We start from the raw sequence: 17,139 nt of genomic DNA, 5'->3' as shown, positions 1-17,139 counted from the left end.
ACTGTCGCGGCCGCCCTCTGCGCGGCGCGACGGTCGGGAGAAACAGCATGGCAAGCAGCATTACGCTCGAAAAAATCGTCAAGCGGTTCGGCGCTTTTCCGGTCGTCCACGGCATCGACCTCAAGATAGAGCCGGGTGAATTCACCGTTTTCGTCGGCCCCTCCGGCTGCGGCAAATCCACGCTTTTACGCATGATCGCCGGTCTGGAGGAAATCTCTGAGGGTGATCTTCACATCGATGGCGAAAGGGTCAACGAGACCGCCGCCTCCAAGCGCGGCATCGCCATGGTCTTCCAGTCCTATGCGCTCTATCCGCATATGAGTGTTTACAAGAACCTTGCCTTCGGGCTGGAAACGGCGGGTTACAAGAAACCGGAAGTCGAGGCGCGGGTGCAGAAGGCCGCCGATATCCTGCAGATCGGCCCGCTGTTGCAACGCAAGCCAAAGGCGCTTTCGGGCGGCCAACGCCAGCGTGTCGCCATCGGCCGGGCGATCGTACGCGAGCCGAAAATCTTCCTGTTCGACGAGCCACTGTCCAACCTCGATGCCGAATTGCGCGTGCAGATGCGTGTCGAAATCGCCAAGCTGCATCAGACGCTTGGCAGCACCATGATCTATGTGACGCACGACCAGGTGGAAGCCATGACCATGGCGGACAGGATCGTGGTCCTGCGCGACGGCCGCATCATGCAGGTCGGCCGCCCGCTCGATCTCTACAACAATCCGGCCAATCAGTTCGTGGCCGGTTTCATCGGCTCGCCGAAGATGAACTTCCTCTCCGCGAAGGTGGCTTCAGGCGACAGCTCCAACCGCACCATCGAGGTCGCCGGCCAGCGTATCACGCTGGAAAAGCCGGTTGAGGCTCAAGAGGGCGAGCCACTCACCTTCGGCGTGCGCCCCGAACATGTGAATCCGCAGGCCCAATCGGCCTCGCTGGGCGAAGCCTCGATCCAGCTCGTCGAACATCTCGGCGGCTCGACCGTGGTTTACACCAGCACACCCGACGGCCAGCCCGCCACCGTGCTTCTCGACGGCCAGCGCCATATCCGCATAGGCGAGACTATTCCCTTTGCGTTCGATCTGGCGAAGACGCATCTGTTCGGATCGGACGGGCGGCGGATATGAGGATGTAGCGGGTGGAGCCGTTCCACCCATCTCCGTCATTTATTTACATGCCCATCGCGCCTTGATGAAAGACATGGCGGTTCCGTGAACGGCCGCAGGGCTGTCGACACAATCCGTAAAATTCTCTTTCGTTATCTGCTGGCTTGTTCCGAGGATCTGCAACCCATTGATTTTACGATACGTTGGTAGATCCTCGGGTCAGGCACGAGGATGACGTCGAGTGTGAGGTTACATTCGTGGAAGAATTGGCCACTCTAAACCGCCAAGAATTTGCCGTAACATCACCGCATCTTTAGCAAACTGGCCGATGTCGTCACCCTTGACGAATTCCAGCATCGCATAGGCCGGTTTCGTCCATTCGCTTTCCGGCAAGGCATCGACACAGGCCCGCCAATAGTCCGCACGCTCACGCAGCGGCAGGCGGCTGGCGTCGGCGAGCCAGGCGAAGACGTGCAGGTGGCAGATGCGCGAGCCGAGCACGGATATTTCATCAAGAGCATCATCGAGCGGCAGGCCGGGGGCCGGTTGCCAGTAGAAGAAGAGGTTGGGCATCGGCAAATCCTGCATGAGTTGCAGGGCCGAAGGCAGCGTGTCTGTCAGCGAATTGGGGTGATATTCGAGCCCGATGGTCATGCCATAATCATCCGCTCGCCGGGCGAACATCGCCAGTGCGTCGGTCGCCACACGGCGCTCCATGGGCGAATAATCGGCGGAGGGGCGTTTGCGGCTGCCGGGCCAGATGCGGATATGGCCGGTGCCGAGTGCTTTGGCTGTTTCCAGCACGGAGGTCAAATCCTCCGGCGTAAAATCGGGCGCAAAGATGTAGGAGCCGTAGGAGGAAACGGTAAGGCCGGCTTTCGCAGTTCGCTCGGCCACATCCCTTGCATTTTCGAGATCACCCGGCGGCACATGGATGTCTGCGCCCCATTCTATCGCCTTGATCCCGTTTGCGGCGGCTAGATCGATAACGGCTTGCGGTGTCATCGCGCGGAAGGTTACGGAGCAGAGGCCCGGTGCGAAAAATCTCATGCGATCAGTTCCAGATGTTCCGGTCGTACCTGCTGTTGCAGCGCAAAGCCCTGGCAAAAACGTTCGATTTCGGCAATCGCCATCTCGCCGAGCCGGGCGCGTTCGAGGCCAATGGCGCCGGCAATATGCGGCGTGAGGAACACGTTCGGCAGACTGTAGAACGGTGAATCCTGCGGTGGCACTTCAGGATCGGTCACGTCGATGACGGCTTCGATACGTCCGGTTTTCAGTTCCGCCAGAAGAGCTTCTTCGTCGACCAGCGCGCCGCGCGCCGTGTTGATGAGGGTCGCGCCATCCTTCATCCGGGCCAGCGCCTCTGCTCCGATCATGTGCCGGGTCTGCGGCAGGGAAGGCGCATGCAGGGAAATGACGTCGCTCGCCGCCATCAATTCATCAAGCGGCACCGAACGCACGCCGAGCTTTTCCGCCTCCACAGCACTCAAAAACGGATCGAAAAGCGTCAGGTCGAGGTCGAAAGGCTGCAGCAGATTGATGACCCGACGCCCGATGCGCGATGCTCCGACGATGCCGATCGTCAGTCCGAGATTGCCGATGGCCTGCGATTGCAGGCGTTCGACGTTGTCCCGTCCGCGATCATCGCCATAGATGCGCCGGAAACCGAAAGTGCGTTTGCCGGAAAGCAGGATCATCGCCAGCGCGAACTCCGCGACCGGCTGCGCGTTCGCCTCGGCCGCGCTGCATACCGTGATGTCGCGTTCGAAGACCGCTTGCGACAGGAAATATTTGACCGTGCCGGCGGCATGGGAGATCAGCCGCAGTTGCGGCATGAGCGCCAGTTCCCGCATGCCGATATCGGGGCAGCCCCAGCCGGTCAGAAGAATATCCGTCCGTTCCAGCTGGTCTCTCAGGGATGGATCGTAGAAGTCGCTGATCCGCCTGACATCGAGAATATCGACGCTCTGCGACAGCCTCGCGAGCGCCTGCGGTGTCAGCACATGCTGCGTCCGCTCCGGGTCCATGGCAAGGCTGAGACGCGGAAGCGGGCTCCTCATTGCGGCTCTCCCGCCGCCGCCATGCTGCTGACCGGAACACCGTGTTCCGCAAACAGGCGGTCGAGCGCCTCGATGTCTGGAAGTGCAGGAACTGTCGCCACGGCTTTTTCGCCTTCCGGCCCTGTCAGTCCCGCAAAGACGGCGCAGGCGAGCAGGGTTTCGCCCGCGGGGATGTTACCCCGCAATTGCGGCACGGTGGTTTTGGCGTTGATGAGATTGGTATTGGGCAACGCCTTCAGCGCCACACCCCGGCGAGATATGCTTGAGCCGAGATCGACGATGGCGGATATGTCGGTACCGCAATCGGCCGTCGCCTTGCCTGCCTCTTCGCTCATTGTATCGCAGTCGCCATCGTTGCGGTTGATCGCAAAGCCGCCTTCGGTAACGACAAGGGGGCGGGCTGAGGTGATCCGATGCAGCCTGACATGCCAGTCTCCGGCCGCAATCAGTGTCGTTTCAACAGCCACATCAGGGAATGGCTTCCATGTAGTCCGCAGGTTTTCCCCCGCCAGTAAAACCGTGTCGTTGGTTTCGCGCACCCGGTAGTGCAGGCCGTCTTCGGAGAAGGCCAGCATATTGTCGAAACCATTGGTCTTGAAACCGCGCTCGTCCACTTCCACCCCAAAACCGTAGCGGGAGGAATAGGCGAATTTGGCGTATTTCTCCGGCCCGCCGCGCATGGACAGGTTTTCCTGGCCGCTGGTCAGCGCCGTGACGTTACCTTTGATGCGCATCATCACCATGCCGGGATGAATGAGTGGACGTGGTTTCGCGGATGCATGGGGCAGTTTTTCCTCGGCCTGCCAGAAGGGGTGGCTTTCGCGCAGAGCGAGCGGCAGGAAGGCCTTGAAGGCCCAATAGGGCGAACCGGCGGAGTTGTAGCTTTCCGACATGGTGAGCTGCGGGTAGGCGTAACCGATGGAGAGCACGCCGTCCCGGTCGGCAATCGGTTTGTTCGCCCACCAGCGCAGATGCCTGAGATAAAGCCCCTTGATCTCGCCCCAGGGCAGCGCTTGCTCATTCGCGAAGGCGAGGGCACCCCAGAAGCCGCCGCAGGCGAAACGGTAGGTCATGGAGCGACCGAAGGCCAGCGCGCCGCCGTCCTCATCGAACCAGCTTGCGAAATCCCCGGCAAACAGACGGGCGCGTTCGCGGTAACGTTCGGCGTAAGCATCGCTCGGCTTGCTGAGCTTCGCGTAGATCAGGCCGTAAAAATGCATGGCGAAGGCGATGTAGTGGTCGATGCGGCGGTAATTGCCGTCACGATACCAGCCATCGGCGATATAAAACCCGTCCAGCTCTTTCAGATACGTTTCCGTCAGGCCCCGGTCGAATTCGATACCGAGATGATCGAGCGCCATATCGACCATCACCCGGAAAAACTTCCAGTTATTGTCGGCATAGATGTGTTCACGCGCCGTCAGCAGATAGCGTCGCACATTGTCTTTCTGAGCATTCGACAGCGGTTCCCACAGGTGCTGCGGTGCAAGGCGAAGCGCAAAGCCGAGTGCGGCCAGCTCCACCAGCCGCTGATCCTTCTGGCGCACGTCGCCCCAGTAATCGGGATGGGCGGGGTCGGTGCCGTTGGCGATGCCTTTCGCCAGCAGCGGCCAATGGGCGAATGTATCGCCGCTAAGCGCAAGCGGCGCGATGCCCCAGAGTGGCCGTGCAAATCCTTCCAGATCGGCCGCCGCCCGGTCGAAATGCGCGGCGGTGCCGCTCAGCGTCACCCTTGCGCCGCTTTGCGAAAAATAGGGAAGCAGCGGCGCAAAACTGTCGTCCAGCGCCCGCCGGACGTCGGCGCGGGTCTTGAGCGGATTGCCGTGTAGCGGATTGAAACGCGTCATCGGATCATGGTTTGTCGCATCATGCATCGCGCGCTGCCTTTCCCGTCTGTTTCACCTGGCCGGCGGTCTGTCCTTCCACCAGCTGTACGCTCAGCTGAACCTGCCGGGCATTGGCCGATGGCTCCGTCAACCGGCGGCGCATCAGCTCCACCGCCTCGCGGGCGATCTCGCGGCGATCAACGCGGATCGTGCTGAGCCTTGGGGTGGAAAGCTCGGCGAAGGGCAGGTCGTCAAAGCCGATGATGGAAAGATCATCCGGCACGCCAAGGCCAAGTTCCTGCGCCGCACCGAGCGCGCCGAGCGCGATCGCGTCGTTCATGCAGAAAATGCCGGTCAGGTCAGGGTTTTTGGCCAGCAGCTGGCGAACCGCATCGCCAGCCTGCCCGAAGCCGCTATCCACTGTGGAAAGCAGAAACTCCTCATAGGTGGTTCCTTCCTCCTCGAGGATCGTTTGCCGGAAGCCGCGCATGCGCTCTCTTATGGTGTGGCGGTGCTGTGGGCCGATATAGGCGACCTTCCGGTGGCCCAGTTCCAGAAGCCGCCGCGCCGCCATCGCGCCGCCGTAAAAATTGGAAGGCGAGACGCAATCCAGCATCATCAATGGATCGGCGCTGTTGACCAGAACCGGCTGCAGCACACCCTGCGTGATCCGGTCGATGATCTCTTCTTCAGGATCAAGGCCGATTGCAAGAAGGCCATCGACCTCGCAGACCCGCTGCGTCAGCGCGTCGTCGATCTGCTTCTGGTGCAGGAGCCGGATATCGAGTTCGAAACCCTCCGTCTGGGAAAGGCTGCGCAGCATGTCGAAAATATCGTGATAAAAAGCGCCAATATCGCCGGTCGCCCTCTCGGCGGACATGAGGGCGAGAATTTTCTTGCCTTCCAGCGATACGCCGCCGGTCTGGCTGGTGACTGGCCGCAGCGGATAACCAAGTTCCGCCGCAACACCCAGAACCTTGGTCTGGATCGATGCGCTGATGCCTTTTTCTCCCGCGAGAACCCGGGATACGGTGCTGATGGAAACCCCGGCGCGCTGGGCGATATCCGACTGACGCGGGCGGCTGATGTCGGGCATATCGTTCATATCGTCTCCTGCGCTTGCAAAAAAATCTATTATGATGCAAATATTGCAAATATAGAAAATTTGCAAGAATTTAAGCGATAAGTAGAAAATTTGCATAACGCGGGAGGAGCAGATGCAAACTATCGACAGACGTGGATTTATGGTGACGGCGGCACTGGCCAGTCTTGGTGTTGCGGCGGGCGGTTTGCGCGCGGCGGCGGCTGAAACCCGGATTCGTTGCGTATGGTGGGGTTCGGCTGACCGCAGCAGGCGCACCAATGAGGTGATCGCCCTTTACCAGAAGGCCGATCCGCAAACGGTGATCAGCGGCGAGATGATCGCCGGTTCCGATTACTGGACCAAGCTTGCGACATCCATGGCGGGACGTAATGTCGCCGATATCTTCCAGCTCGAGCCTTCCACCATTGCCGATTATTCCGGCCGTGGCGCCTGCATGGAGCTGGACCAGTTCGTCGGCTCGTCGCTTGATCTTTCCACTTTCGGCAAGAGCGAAGTCGATCTTTGCCGCATCGATGGCAAGCTTTACGGCGTCGGTCTCGGGCTGAATTCCTTCTGCATGATGTATGACGCCGAGACGCTGAAGGAAGCCGGCATCTCCGTGCCGAAGGACCAGATCACCTGGAAAGCGCTTGCGGAACTGGCGCGCGATTTCAAGAAGAACGCCCCGGCGCGTCGCAACTACTGGGCTGTGCCCTATGGCGCACGTTATCACTATGTCTTCGATGTCTGGCTACGCCAGCGCGGCAAGCTGCTGTTTCAGGACGGCACCATCGGGTTCAACAAGGAAGACGCCAAGGAATGGTTCGCCTATTGGGAGGATCTGCGCGAGAACAAGCTGTGTGTTTCCGCCGATATCCAGACGCGTGACGACAATACCATCGAGTCCAACGCACTGACCCTTGGCAACTCGGCAATTGGCTTTGCCTATTCCAACCAGCTTGTGGGTTACCAGGCGCTCAACAAGAAAACGCTGTCCATCGGCATGCTGCCGGGTGAGGGGGCGGGCAAGCCGACCGGGCATTATTACCGGCCGGGCCTCATCTGGTGCATTTCGTCCACCTCCACCAATCCGGAAGCGGCGGCGAAGTTCATCAACTTTTTCGTCAACGATCAGGACGCCGGCAAGGTGCTCGGCGTCGAGCGCGGCGTGCCGCCGGCGAAGAAAGTACGCGAAGCGGTGTTGCCGAGCCTCAACGAGACCGAGCGCAAGACGGTGGACTATATCGAGAGCCTGTCTGGCAAACTCGATACCTATCCGGAGCCCGCCCCCATCGGCGCCAATGAGTTCGACCGCGGCGTGATGCGCCCCATTGCCGACTCGCTCGCCTTCGGCCGCGCCAGCGTGGATGAGGCAGCGCAGAACCTTGTCGATACTGGCACCCGGACCCTGCGCAAGCGCGGGTAAGGAAAAAAGGGGCAGCGCATACGGCATCGAAACCGTTGGCGCTGCCTCCGTTGACTGTTACCCTTGCGAGGCAAGGCTTCAAATATATCGTCACGACAAACAATGCTGGACAGCATAAATTATTTAAGCCAGAAATTCTGATCTAGATCGAGAAATCTGAAGATTAGAGAATGGCCCCCAATTTCCTCCTTATTGACGCAGAAAAAGAATTCGATGTTTTGAAGGCGGCTTCGTCGCTGATCCGTGTGCAGATATTGAAGCTGCTGCACGAGGCCAACGGTCTGAATGTCAATGAGATCGCACAGAAGCTGGACCTTCCACAGTCCACGGTTTCGGCAGGTGTGACCGTTCTTGAGGAGGCGGGGCTGCTGCGAACCGAAACGCGCAAGGCGCGCAAGGGCAGCCAGAAAATCTGTTTTGCGACCTGCGACGAGCTCATCGTTTCGTTTCGAAGGCCCGAGGCGCCGGCGGCGTCGAATTACATTGCCGTCGCTATGCCGCTCGGCCTCTACACGCAGAGTTCGGTAACGGCGCCTTGCGGCATCTGTTCGCCGGAGGGCATTATCGGGCTTCTCGATGTGCCCGATACCTTCATGGACCCAGACCGCATGAAGACAGCGCTTTTGTGGTTCACGTCGGGACATGTCGAGTATCAATTCCCCAACAATGCCAAGATTCAGGGCCGAAACGTCGAGGAAGTCGAGTTTTCGATGGAGGTCAGTTCCGAGGTGCCGGGAACGCACAGCAACTGGCCTTCGGACATTACCCTCTCCGTCAACGGCAAGGAAATCGGTGTCTGGACTTCGCCCGGCGACTTCGGGGACAAACGGGGGACGTTTACGCCGGACTGGTGGAAACTGTCCGGCTCCCAATACGGCATGCTGAAAACCTGGCGTATCACCGCCCAGGGAACCTATGTCGACGGGACGCGAATTTCGGGCGTGACGCTGGCGGATATCGATCTGTCCAGCCATCGTTCGATCCGGCTGCGCATCGAGGTCAAGGCCGATGCGAAACATCCGGGCGGGCTCAACATCTTCGGCCGTGGTTTCGGAAATTACGATCAGGACATCGTATTGCGTCTGCGCACAGCGGACTGATCCAGTCATTTTTAAAAGTATGATTTTCGCGGTTGACAGGCGCGGATTCCCTTGGCAACTATATCAGTAAATATGGTTTATATCATATTTTATGATATAGTGCGCATGGGAGGAGAGCCTTATGAAAGCACGGGTTTCAGTCCACCGGGACTTCCGGATTGGGCGTATCGACGATCGCCTGTATTCCGCCTTCATCGAACATATGGGGCGGGCGATCTATGGCGGGATTTACGAGCCCGGCCATCCGCAGGCGGATGAAAACGGCTTTCGCAAGGATGTCCTGAAATTCGTGCAGGATCTGAAAATCCCGGCGATCCGTTATCCTGGCGGCAATTTCGTTTCGGCCTATCGCTGGGAAGATGGCATCGGTCCCCGCGACAAGCGGCCGATCCGCCTCGATCTCGCGTGGCGCTCCAAGGAGACCAACCAGATCGGCGTCAATGAGTTCGCGGACTGGGCCTCGATGGCTGGCATAGAGATGATGCTTGCCGTCAACCTGGGTTCCCGTGGTCTGGACGATGCCCGCAACTTCCTCGAATACGTGAATTTCCCCGGCGGCACGGAACTCAGCGACCTTCGCCGCAGCCACGGCACGGAAAAGCCTCACGGCGTGAAGATGTGGTGCCTTGGCAACGAGATGGACGGCCCCTGGCAGATCGGTCACAAGACGGCGGTGGAATATGGCCGGCTGGCAAACGAGACCGCCAAGGCCTTCAAGGGTTTCGACCCGACCATCGAGGCGATCGTCTGCGGAAGTTCAAACGACGGCATGCCAACCTATCCCGAATGGGAGCGCGAGGTGCTGGAAGAATGCTACGAGAATGTGGATCACATCTCGCTGCATAAATATTTCGGCAATAACAGCCGCGATACGCTGAATTACTTCGGCAAGATCGAGGAGACCGGGCGTTATATTCAGACCATTGCCGGTGTCATCGATTATGTGAAGGCCAAGAAGCGCGCCAAAAACGACGTCTCCATCTGCTTCGATGAGTGGAATGTCTGGTATCACATCCGCGAAGACGACAGCAAACGTATCAAGAGCTGGGACTGGCCGGAAGCGCCGGCACTATTGGAGGAGACCTACAATTTCGAGGACGCTCTCTTCGTTGCCGGTCTGCTCAACGAATTCATCCGTCGCTCGGACCGCGTGCGCATCGCCTGCATTGCCCAGCTCGTCAACGTCATCGCCCCCATCCGGGCGGAAAAGAACGGGCCGGCGTGGCGGCAGACGATCTATTATCCCTATCAGTTCGCCTCGCTCTATGGCCGTGGCGTCGCGCTGAACATCGCTGTCGATTGCCCGACCTATGATTGCAACGCGGCCGACGACGTTAAATATCTCGATGTCGCCGGCGTGTTCGATGAGGAGGAGGGTGTGGTGACGCTGTTCGTCCTCAATCGTCACCTGACCGAAGCAGCAGAGCTCAATGTTGGCCTCACCGGTTTTTCGCCCGTTGCACTCAGCCTGCATCTTTCCATGGCGGGATACGATCTGAGGGTCGGCAACGGTCCGGATCAACCTGATCGCGTCGTGCCGGTGCCGGGCAGCGGCATCGGCGTCGAGGATGGGGCGCTCAAAGGCTCCGTGCCGGCGCTGTCCTATCATGTCCTGCGCGTGAAGGTTCAGTGAGGCGGTGATGGGTGTCCGTCTCACCAGTGTCGCCAAGTCCTTCGGCTCCTTTGCAGCCATCCGGGACGTTTCGATGGAAATCCCGACGGGCAGCTTCGCGGTTTTCGTGGGGCCTTCCGGTTGCGGAAAATCCACCCTGTTGCGCATGATTGCCGGTCTTGAGGAAACCAGCGGCGGTCACATAGCCATAGATGACCGCGACGTCACTGCGGTCGAACCGGCGGATCGCGGTGTTGCGATGGTCTTCCAGAACTATGCGCTCTATCCGCATCTGACGGTGTTCGAGAACATGGCGTTCAGCCTGCGCCTCGCCCGCCGGCCGAAAGCGGAGGTGAACGAGAGGGTGGGGGAGGCTGCCCGCATCCTTCAGCTCGAGGATCACCTGCACAAAAGACCGTCGCAGCTTTCCGGCGGCCAGAGGCAGCGCGTGGCCATCGGCCGCGCGATCGTCCGGCAGCCGAAGGTGTTTCTCTTCGATGAGCCCCTGTCCAATCTGGATGCGGAACTGCGTGTCCAGATGCGGCTGGAACTGACCCGGCTTCACCGCAAGCTCGGCGCCACGATGATTTATGTCACGCATGACCAGGTGGAGGCCATGACGCTTGCGGACAAGATTTTCGTGCTGAAGGGCGGCATCGTGCAGCAGGCCGGTGCACCGCTCACTCTTTACGACGATCCGGACAACCGTTTCGTGGCGGGTTTCATCGGATCGCCAGCGATGAACTTCCTTGCAGCCGAAATTGTCGGGCAGCGGGACGGTATCGTGACGCTTACGTTTGAAGGTGGTGAAAAGCAGCTCGAAGCCCGTCTTTCGCAGCCGGTTTCCTCCGGTCAGCGGGTCGAGATCGGCATAAGGCCGGAACATCTGGTGATCGTCGAGCAGGGTGCATTGCCGGTCAACGTCGAGGTGGCCGAGGAGCTTGGCGATCTTTCCTATCTCTACACCCGCACCAGGGCGGGGAAGGAGCTTGTCGTGCAACGGCAGGGCTCGCGCGAGCGGCTGGATGGCCGCTCCGTCTCTCTAAGCGCCTCGCCCGATCACATCATGGTGTTCGACAACGACGGCAGAAGGTTGCGATAGGCGCGAGGAGGCGCCTTTCGATGCAGCAAGCCATCCCCTGAACCGGGATGTTCCAAAAACGGGAGGAGTGAACGATGCGACTGATCAAGACATTGCTTGTTGGTACGGTTCTGGGCCTGAGCGCCCTGCCGGCGCTGGCGAGGCAGGATATCGTCTGGTGGGACTTCCTGTCGGGCGGCGACGGCGTGCGCATGAAGGCGCTGATAGACGCTTTCAACAAGGAACATCCCGATATCCAGGTCAAGGGTACCACGCTCGAATGGGGCGTTCCCTTTTATACCAAGGTGCGCACGGCTTCCGCCGTCGGCGAAGGTCCTGATGTCATGACCTATCACCTGTCGCGCGCGCCGCTCGGCATTGAGGAAAAAGTGCTGAGCGAAATCACCGAAAAGGACCTTGCCGACGCTGAGCTGAAGGCGGCTGATTTCTTCAGCGCGCCCCTCGATGCGGCGACCCAGAACGGCAAGCTCTACGCCGTACCTTTCGATATCCATGCCCTCGTCCTCTACTACAATGCCGATCTGCTGAAGGGGTCTCCCTATCTCGATGCCGACGGCAAGCTGACCGGCATCAAGACGATGGAGGATTTCGAAAAGGCGCTGGCCTGGGCAAAGGACAATGGTGTCCAGACGCCGATTACCTATCAGTCGGGTGGCGAGGGCGGTGTATGGCGCGTGTTCTATACGCTCCTGTCGCAACAGGGTGGCGAACTGGTCACCAACAATGAAGTCCTCGCCGGCGACAATGCCGAAAAGGCGGCAAAGGCCATCGAGACGATGTCCAGATGGCGGGAAAACGGCTGGGCGCCCGAGCAGGCGGAATATGAGGCATCTGTCGCCCTCTTTTCCGCCGGCAAGTCCGCTTTCCAGCTCAACGGCGTCTGGGAAGTGCCGACCTACAAGGATCTGGAAAAGAACGGCAAGCTCGGCTTCAAATGGAATGCGGTTGAAGTGCCGCCTTTCATGGGCAAGCGCGCCACCTGGGCGGATTCGCACGCCTTTGCCATTCCGAACGAAGGCGACAAGACGGTTTCCGGTGAAAAACGCGCCGCCGTCATGAAGGTCATCGGCTGGATGGAAAAACACGCCATCAGCTGGGCCGATGCGGGGCATATCCCGGCCTATAAATCGATCACCGAAAGCAGCGAATACAAGGCGATGCAGCCGAATGCCACCTATGCCTCGCTGGCGGAGGCCGCGGTGTTTGACCCGAAGACCACGATTACCGGGGTTGCCTCTCCCGCTTACGACGCGGCGCTCAACGTCATCGCTCCGGCCATTCAGGGCTATATGAACGGTCCGGATGCGGTCGAGCAGATCAAGTCGGAGCTTCAAAGCAAGATCAAGTAATCCGTGACTGCCCTCCGGCGCTAAACAGGCCGGAGGGCAGCGTGCAATGCGGGAGGTCCCGGAGGCATTCCATGGCTATGATTGAAAACCGGCGCAAGAAATCGCTGATCGCGCTGTCGATGGTGACACCGTTCATCGTGGTCTTCACCACGTTCTTTCTTTACCCCCTGATCGAGATGGTGCGCATCAGCTTCACGGATGCGCCGCTGATCGGCGACGGCAACTGGGTCGGCCTTGAGAACTACGCGAAATTGCTGAGCGATCGCCTGTTCCTCACCTCGCTCAAGAACAACGGCTATTTCGTACTGTTGACGGTCGTGCCGACAACGGTCATCGCCTTGATGATTGCGCTGGCCGTCAGCCGTTTGTCGGGCGTCAAGCAGACAATCGCCATGAGCCTGTTTTTCCTGCCCTACGTCCTGCCTGTTTCGGTCGTCACCGAGATATGGGCCTGGATGCTCGATCTGCAGTTCGGCATTCTCCAGCCGGTCATATCATTGCTGGCGGGTAAACCCATCGCCGTTTTCAAGAACCCCAATTGGGTCATGCCGATGGTCGCCGTCGTCACCATCTGGTGGACGAACGGCTTCAACGTGCTGCTGTTCATTGCTGGCCTGCGAAACATACCGACCGAGCTTTATGAGGCGGCGGCACTCGATGGCGCGACGACCTGGCAGCGTTTCTGGCGGGTTACATGGCCGCTTCTGTGGCCGGTGACAGCACTTGTCCTGACGCTGCAACTGATCCTGCAACTGAAGATATTCGATCAGATCTATTTGTTGAGCGGCGGCGGTCCCTTCAACTCCAGCTTCGTGCTTCTGCTCAAGGTCTATCGGGAAGCGTTCCAGATGAACAATGGCGGTTATGCATCTGCCGTTGCGACGGTGCTTTTTCTCCTGATCGTCGTCGTTTCCGTTCTCCAGTTCCAGTTGCTGCGCATCCGGAGGAATTCATGAGCCCGACTAAAAAACTCGAGAACATCATTTTGACCCTGCTGACGTTTTCGGCGGCGATCGTATGGATTTTTCCGCTCTACTGGACTTTCGTCACGTCAATTCGTTCCGACGAAAATGTTGCCGGCAATACATCTCTGCTGCCCGACGAATTTCAGCTTGGCGCCTATGTAAACGCCATCTTCAATACGCGGTTGATGAACTGGTATATGAACTCCGTCGGCACTGCGGTCATCGTGACGGTCTCCGTCCTGTTGATTTCGATGTTATGCGCCTATGCGCTGTCGCAGATCCGCTTTCCCGGGCGGCGGCTGCTTTACGGCATCGTGCTTGCGAGTTTCATGGTGCCGGCGCAGACGCTTGTCGTCACGCAGTTCATCCTGATGAAGAACCTCAATCTCATCAACACCTGGGCTGGCATCATCCTGCCGCAGTTGATCACCCCCATCGTCATCATCGTCTACAAGCAGTTTTTCGACAGCGTGCCCAAGGAGATGCGCGAAGCGGTGGTTCTGGATGGCGGCGGCGAATACACGATCCTTTTCAAGGTGTATCTGCCGCTGAACTGGGGCATTACGACCGCCATGGCGATCGTGACCTTCATTACGGTGTGGAACGCCTTCTTCTGGCCTTTCCTCGTCGTCACCTCTGAAAACATGATGACGATCCCGGTCGGCATCACGCAGGTAAACGACGCCTTCGGTGTCGCCTATGCGCGCCTGATGGCCGTTGCCATGCTGGCGGCGCTACCGGTCATCGTCGCTTATGTCATCTTCCAGCGACGCGTGACGGAAGCCATCATGATTTCGTCCGGTGTTAAAGGGTGATTAGATAACGTGGGCGTTGTGCAGGGCGGTCAGCACTTCGTTCTTGAGGCTGGCGAGCTGCGGCGACCTTCGGTCGCGCGGGCGCAGCTCGTCCACCTCTATCCGCTGCTGGATACGACCATCATGGGCGCCCATCATGTAAATCCGGTCACCGAGATAGAGCGCTTCGTCAATATCGTGGGTGACGAGCAGGAAGGAAATCCCGCGCTGCTCGACGAGTTTCAGGACGAGGTCCTGCAATTTCATCCGTGTGAAAGCGTCGACCGCGCTGAACGGCTCATCAAGAAGCAATATGCGCGGTTGGGTATAGAGCGCTCTTGCGATGGCGACACGCTGCGCCATGCCGCCTGAAAGCGCTTTCGGCAGCGCGCCGCCATGGCCGCTTAGGCCCACATCGTCGATCAGGCCCTCTACCCGCTGGACATCATATTTCTTGCCGGCCGCATAACCGATGTTTTCGGCAACTGTAAGCCAGGGCATCAGGCGCGGCTCCTGAAAGACGAAGGCAATGGGCGGCGAGTCCGATGCCTGATCGTCCTCTGCCTGCTGAACCTTGACCGCGCCTGAAAAATGCCGGTCGAGACCGGCGGCGATGCGCAGCAACGTGCTCTTTCCGCAACCGCTGGGACCGAGAAGAACCGCCGCTTCTCCGTCGCCGAGCGTCAGATGGATATCCTGAAGGATTACCGTGTCTCCGAAGGCCTTTTCGCGCACATCGACATGGAGCAAACTCATCGCAGACGCCCTCCTTCCTGAAGGGGATAGGTATCACGCCATCTGAGGCAGCGGTCCTCGACGATCTTGAAGAGGCTGTCGGAAATCTTGCCAAGTACCGCAAGGCAGATGATGGCGATCATCACCAGATCGGGCCGGGAGAGTTCCCGCCCGTCGGAAAGCATGTAGCCGATGCCTTCGGATGCGGCCAGAAGCTCGGCTGCGACAACGCTCAGCCAGGCCAGCGAAAGCCCATAACGCAGACCGGTGAACAGGTGCGGCAAAGAGGCGGGGATGAAAATCCGCCACACCAGCACAGACAGCGGCTGGCGATACATCTCGCCCACTTCCACCAGCTTGCGGTCGACATTTCTGATGCCGGAGAAGAGGCTGAGATAAACCGGGAAAAACGCACTTTTGGCGATGAGAACGATCTTCGAGGTTTCGCCGATGCCGAACCAGATCATCAGCAGCGGCACCCATGCAAGGCTCGGAACCGCTCGCAGCGCCTGAAACGTCGGCTCCAGATAGCGCTCGGCGGCAACGACCAGCCCGACCAGCGAACCGACGACGACAGCAAGCAGAGAGCCGATGACGAAGCCCACGAAGACCCGCGCGGTGCTTGCAGCGACATTCGTCCACAACGGGCCTTCCGCAAGCCGCAGAAACGTATCGTAAAGCTCGGAGGGGGGCGGCAGCACATAGGGGCTCACCCAGCCAACGCGCACAAAGAACTCCAGCAACAACAGTGAGCCGACCGGCACGATGGCGCCGCGCAGGTCGAACCGACGAAGGAAATTCGCCGTCCTCTGCAAGAACGGCAATCGGGAAGGGAATTGTTTCGCAGTCTGTTTCACGCGCTGGAATTCGCGTGGATGGGAGTTCATGCGCCAAGTGCCTTTTTCGCAGGTGCCGGATCGATCAGCGATGAAAGGACACTATCGACATTGACGCCCGGACGCAGAACATCGTCGCCGAGCAACGGGGTGACAACGCGGATCGAGTTCAGCAATTCCTCACCCGGAACGGGATCCTTCCAGTCACGCTTCTCGATCGTCAGCTTGGTGATCTTGGGGTCGTTGCCCGTGACCTGCGTGACGAAATTGATGAATTCGCTGTTGTTTTCACGGATCCATTTTTGTGTCTCGACCCAGACGCCGAGGAGGCGTTCGACTGCTTTCGGGTACTTCGCCAGAAAATCTTCCGAAACGCTGAAGACGCTGCCGTCGCGCCAGCTGCGCTCGTCGAAAATCGCTCTGTCGCCGGCAAGTTCTGCCTGGGACGTGTGCGGATCGATGCCGACCCAGGCATCGACCTGACCCTGCTGAAGCGCGTTGAAGCCTTCCGGATGTTGCAGGTTCACAACCTTGAGATCATCGATCGACAGCTTGGATTGGGCAAGGGCGCGGAGGAGGGTGAAATAGGGCGCGGTGCCCTTGGTGACCGCGATGGTTTTACCCTTCAGGTCGGCGACGGTCTTTACCGGCGAATCCGGGCGAACCTGGATGATGGAGGAGCCGCCCCAGCTTGCCACATAGATGACTTTCAGCGGCACGCCGTTGGCACGGGCCAGAAAGGCCGAAAGTGCGGCCGAACCGGCAAAATCCGTCGAGCCGACCTTCAGGAATTCCAGCGAATTATTGCTGCCGCGCGACTGCACCCAGGTGATCTTGGTACCGACATCCTTGAAAGCGTCCTCAAGCCAGCCCTTGTTCTTTATCAGCAGTGTGTGTGAGGAATAAAATCCCCAGTCCAGCTTCAGCTCCGCAGGGAATTCCGGCGAACTCTGGGCCAGCGCATTGCCCATGGTCAGTGGTGTTGCGAGAGCGCCGGCAATGCCGAGTTTGAGGATCTGGCGGCGAGAATGTTCAGTTTTCATAGCAATGCACCTAATTTATGTATTTTGTGTACTTAAAGGGTATGGGTCGGTGTTTTTGAGGTCAATCCGCCCTTCTGGAACCTCATGCCAAACTTTGCGAC

Annotated in this window: 15 protein-coding genes; 8 read left to right on the top strand and 7 right to left on the bottom strand. The window is 59.1% G+C overall.

Annotated elements, in window-relative coordinates:
• Window positions 1–47: 47 nt before the first annotated feature.
• Window positions 48–1,124, top strand: a complete 1,077-nt coding sequence (locus tag RS75_RS11565; protein WP_045020473.1) for an ABC transporter ATP-binding protein — start codon at window positions 48–50, stop codon at window positions 1,122–1,124.
• 228 nt (window positions 1,125–1,352) lie between these two features.
• Here RS75_RS11565 and RS75_RS11560 read toward each other — a convergent pair whose 3' ends face one another.
• From RS75_RS11560 to RS75_RS11545, 4 genes are read right to left on the bottom strand one after another with little or no spacing between them, the layout of a single operon-like run.
• A complete protein-coding gene (locus RS75_RS11560; RefSeq protein ID WP_045020470.1) occupies window positions 1,353–2,153 on the bottom strand; it encodes a sugar phosphate isomerase/epimerase family protein in 801 nt (266 codons plus the stop codon).
• Window positions 2,150–3,166: a hydroxyacid dehydrogenase gene (locus tag RS75_RS11555; protein ID WP_045020468.1), complete on the bottom strand. Its 1,017-nt coding sequence runs from the start codon at window positions 3,164–3,166 to the stop codon at window positions 2,150–2,152. The genes RS75_RS11560 and RS75_RS11555 overlap by 4 nt, the downstream gene beginning before the upstream one ends.
• Window positions 3,163–5,040: a DUF2264 domain-containing protein gene (locus RS75_RS11550; protein WP_045020461.1), complete on the bottom strand. Its 1,878-nt coding sequence runs from the start codon at window positions 5,038–5,040 to the stop codon at window positions 3,163–3,165. The genes RS75_RS11555 and RS75_RS11550 overlap by 4 nt, the downstream gene beginning before the upstream one ends.
• Window positions 5,033–6,097 carry a LacI family DNA-binding transcriptional regulator gene (locus RS75_RS11545; protein WP_045020459.1) on the bottom strand — a complete coding sequence of 355 codons (1,065 nt, stop codon included), beginning with the start codon at window positions 6,095–6,097 and terminating at the stop codon, window positions 5,033–5,035. The genes RS75_RS11550 and RS75_RS11545 overlap by 8 nt, the downstream gene beginning before the upstream one ends.
• Window positions 6,098–6,209: 112 nt before the next feature.
• Here RS75_RS11545 and RS75_RS11540 point away from each other — a divergent pair, with 112 nt between their 5' ends.
• The 7 genes from RS75_RS11540 (at window position 6,210) to RS75_RS11510 (ending at window position 14,445) form a co-directional block, all read left to right on the top strand.
• Window positions 6,210–7,502, top strand: coding sequence for an ABC transporter substrate-binding protein (locus RS75_RS11540; protein ID WP_045020457.1), 1,293 nt, complete (start codon window positions 6,210–6,212; stop codon window positions 7,500–7,502).
• Between the two features lie 170 nt (window positions 7,503–7,672).
• Window positions 7,673–8,602: an ArsR/SmtB family transcription factor gene (locus tag RS75_RS11535; RefSeq protein ID WP_045020455.1), complete on the top strand. Its 930-nt coding sequence runs from the start codon at window positions 7,673–7,675 to the stop codon at window positions 8,600–8,602.
• Window positions 8,603–8,723: 121 nt separating this feature from the next.
• On the top strand, window positions 8,724–10,235 hold the full coding sequence (gene arfA / locus RS75_RS11530) for an arabinosylfuranosidase ArfA (protein ID WP_045020453.1): 1,512 nt from the start codon (window positions 8,724–8,726) through the stop codon (window positions 10,233–10,235).
• A gap of 7 nt (window positions 10,236–10,242) precedes the next feature.
• Window positions 10,243–11,316, top strand: a complete 1,074-nt coding sequence (locus RS75_RS11525; RefSeq protein WP_045020451.1) for an ABC transporter ATP-binding protein — start codon at window positions 10,243–10,245, stop codon at window positions 11,314–11,316.
• A gap of 74 nt (window positions 11,317–11,390) precedes the next feature.
• Window positions 11,391–12,665, top strand: coding sequence for an extracellular solute-binding protein (locus RS75_RS11520; protein ID WP_045020449.1), 1,275 nt, complete (start codon window positions 11,391–11,393; stop codon window positions 12,663–12,665).
• 71 nt (window positions 12,666–12,736) lie between these two features.
• Window positions 12,737–13,621 carry a carbohydrate ABC transporter permease gene (locus RS75_RS11515; RefSeq protein ID WP_045020447.1) on the top strand — a complete coding sequence of 295 codons (885 nt, stop codon included), beginning with the start codon at window positions 12,737–12,739 and terminating at the stop codon, window positions 13,619–13,621.
• Window positions 13,618–14,445, top strand: a complete 828-nt coding sequence (locus RS75_RS11510) for a carbohydrate ABC transporter permease (RefSeq protein ID WP_045020445.1) — start codon at window positions 13,618–13,620, stop codon at window positions 14,443–14,445. The genes RS75_RS11515 and RS75_RS11510 overlap by 4 nt, the downstream gene beginning before the upstream one ends.
• Here the strand turns inward: RS75_RS11510 and RS75_RS11505 are convergent, their stop codons facing one another.
• From RS75_RS11505 to RS75_RS11495, 3 genes are read right to left on the bottom strand one after another with little or no spacing between them, the layout of a single operon-like run.
• Window positions 14,446–15,180 (bottom strand): ABC transporter ATP-binding protein, encoded by a 735-nt coding sequence (locus RS75_RS11505; protein ID WP_045020444.1) that lies wholly within the window; start codon window positions 15,178–15,180, stop codon window positions 14,446–14,448.
• Window positions 15,177–16,046 (bottom strand): ABC transporter permease, encoded by an 870-nt coding sequence (locus tag RS75_RS11500; RefSeq protein WP_045020441.1) that lies wholly within the window; start codon window positions 16,044–16,046, stop codon window positions 15,177–15,179. Before RS75_RS11500 ends, RS75_RS11505 begins: the two co-directional genes overlap by 4 nt.
• Window positions 16,043–17,038 carry an aliphatic sulfonate ABC transporter substrate-binding protein gene (locus RS75_RS11495; RefSeq protein WP_045020438.1) on the bottom strand — a complete coding sequence of 332 codons (996 nt, stop codon included), beginning with the start codon at window positions 17,036–17,038 and terminating at the stop codon, window positions 16,043–16,045. Before RS75_RS11495 ends, RS75_RS11500 begins: the two co-directional genes overlap by 4 nt.
• Window positions 17,039–17,139 lie beyond the last annotated feature (101 nt).

Source organism: Rhizobium nepotum 39/7 (genome assembly GCF_000949865.1).
GTDB classification, from domain to species: Bacteria; Pseudomonadota; Alphaproteobacteria; order Rhizobiales; family Rhizobiaceae; genus Agrobacterium; species Agrobacterium nepotum.
The sequence above is the reverse complement of the archived record's forward strand: the minus strand, read 5'-3'. Positions and strand labels throughout refer to the sequence as shown.

Coding starts and splice junctions, on each gene's coding strand:
- RS75_RS11540 (WP_045020457.1), top strand. CDS start 6,210: ATGCAAACTATCGACAGACGTGGATTTATGGTGACGGCGGCACTGGCC.
- RS75_RS11555 (WP_045020468.1), bottom strand. CDS start 3,166: ATGAGGAGCCCGCTTCCGCGTCTCAGCCTTGCCATGGACCCGGAGCGG.
- RS75_RS11495 (WP_045020438.1), bottom strand. CDS start 17,038: ATGAAAACTGAACATTCTCGCCGCCAGATCCTCAAACTCGGCATTGCC.
- RS75_RS11500 (WP_045020441.1), bottom strand. CDS start 16,046: ATGAACTCCCATCCACGCGAATTCCAGCGCGTGAAACAGACTGCGAAA.
- RS75_RS11515 (WP_045020447.1), top strand. CDS start 12,737: ATGGCTATGATTGAAAACCGGCGCAAGAAATCGCTGATCGCGCTGTCG.
- RS75_RS11525 (WP_045020451.1), top strand. CDS start 10,243: ATGGGTGTCCGTCTCACCAGTGTCGCCAAGTCCTTCGGCTCCTTTGCA.
- RS75_RS11550 (WP_045020461.1), bottom strand. CDS start 5,040: ATGCATGATGCGACAAACCATGATCCGATGACGCGTTTCAATCCGCTA.
- RS75_RS11565 (WP_045020473.1), top strand. CDS start 48: ATGGCAAGCAGCATTACGCTCGAAAAAATCGTCAAGCGGTTCGGCGCT.
- RS75_RS11560 (WP_045020470.1), bottom strand. CDS start 2,153: ATGAGATTTTTCGCACCGGGCCTCTGCTCCGTAACCTTCCGCGCGATG.
- RS75_RS11505 (WP_045020444.1), bottom strand. CDS start 15,180: ATGAGTTTGCTCCATGTCGATGTGCGCGAAAAGGCCTTCGGAGACACG.
- RS75_RS11520 (WP_045020449.1), top strand. CDS start 11,391: ATGCGACTGATCAAGACATTGCTTGTTGGTACGGTTCTGGGCCTGAGC.
- RS75_RS11535 (WP_045020455.1), top strand. CDS start 7,673: ATGGCCCCCAATTTCCTCCTTATTGACGCAGAAAAAGAATTCGATGTT.
- RS75_RS11510 (WP_045020445.1), top strand. CDS start 13,618: ATGAGCCCGACTAAAAAACTCGAGAACATCATTTTGACCCTGCTGACG.
- arfA (WP_045020453.1), top strand. CDS start 8,724: ATGAAAGCACGGGTTTCAGTCCACCGGGACTTCCGGATTGGGCGTATC.
- RS75_RS11545 (WP_045020459.1), bottom strand. CDS start 6,097: ATGAACGATATGCCCGACATCAGCCGCCCGCGTCAGTCGGATATCGCC.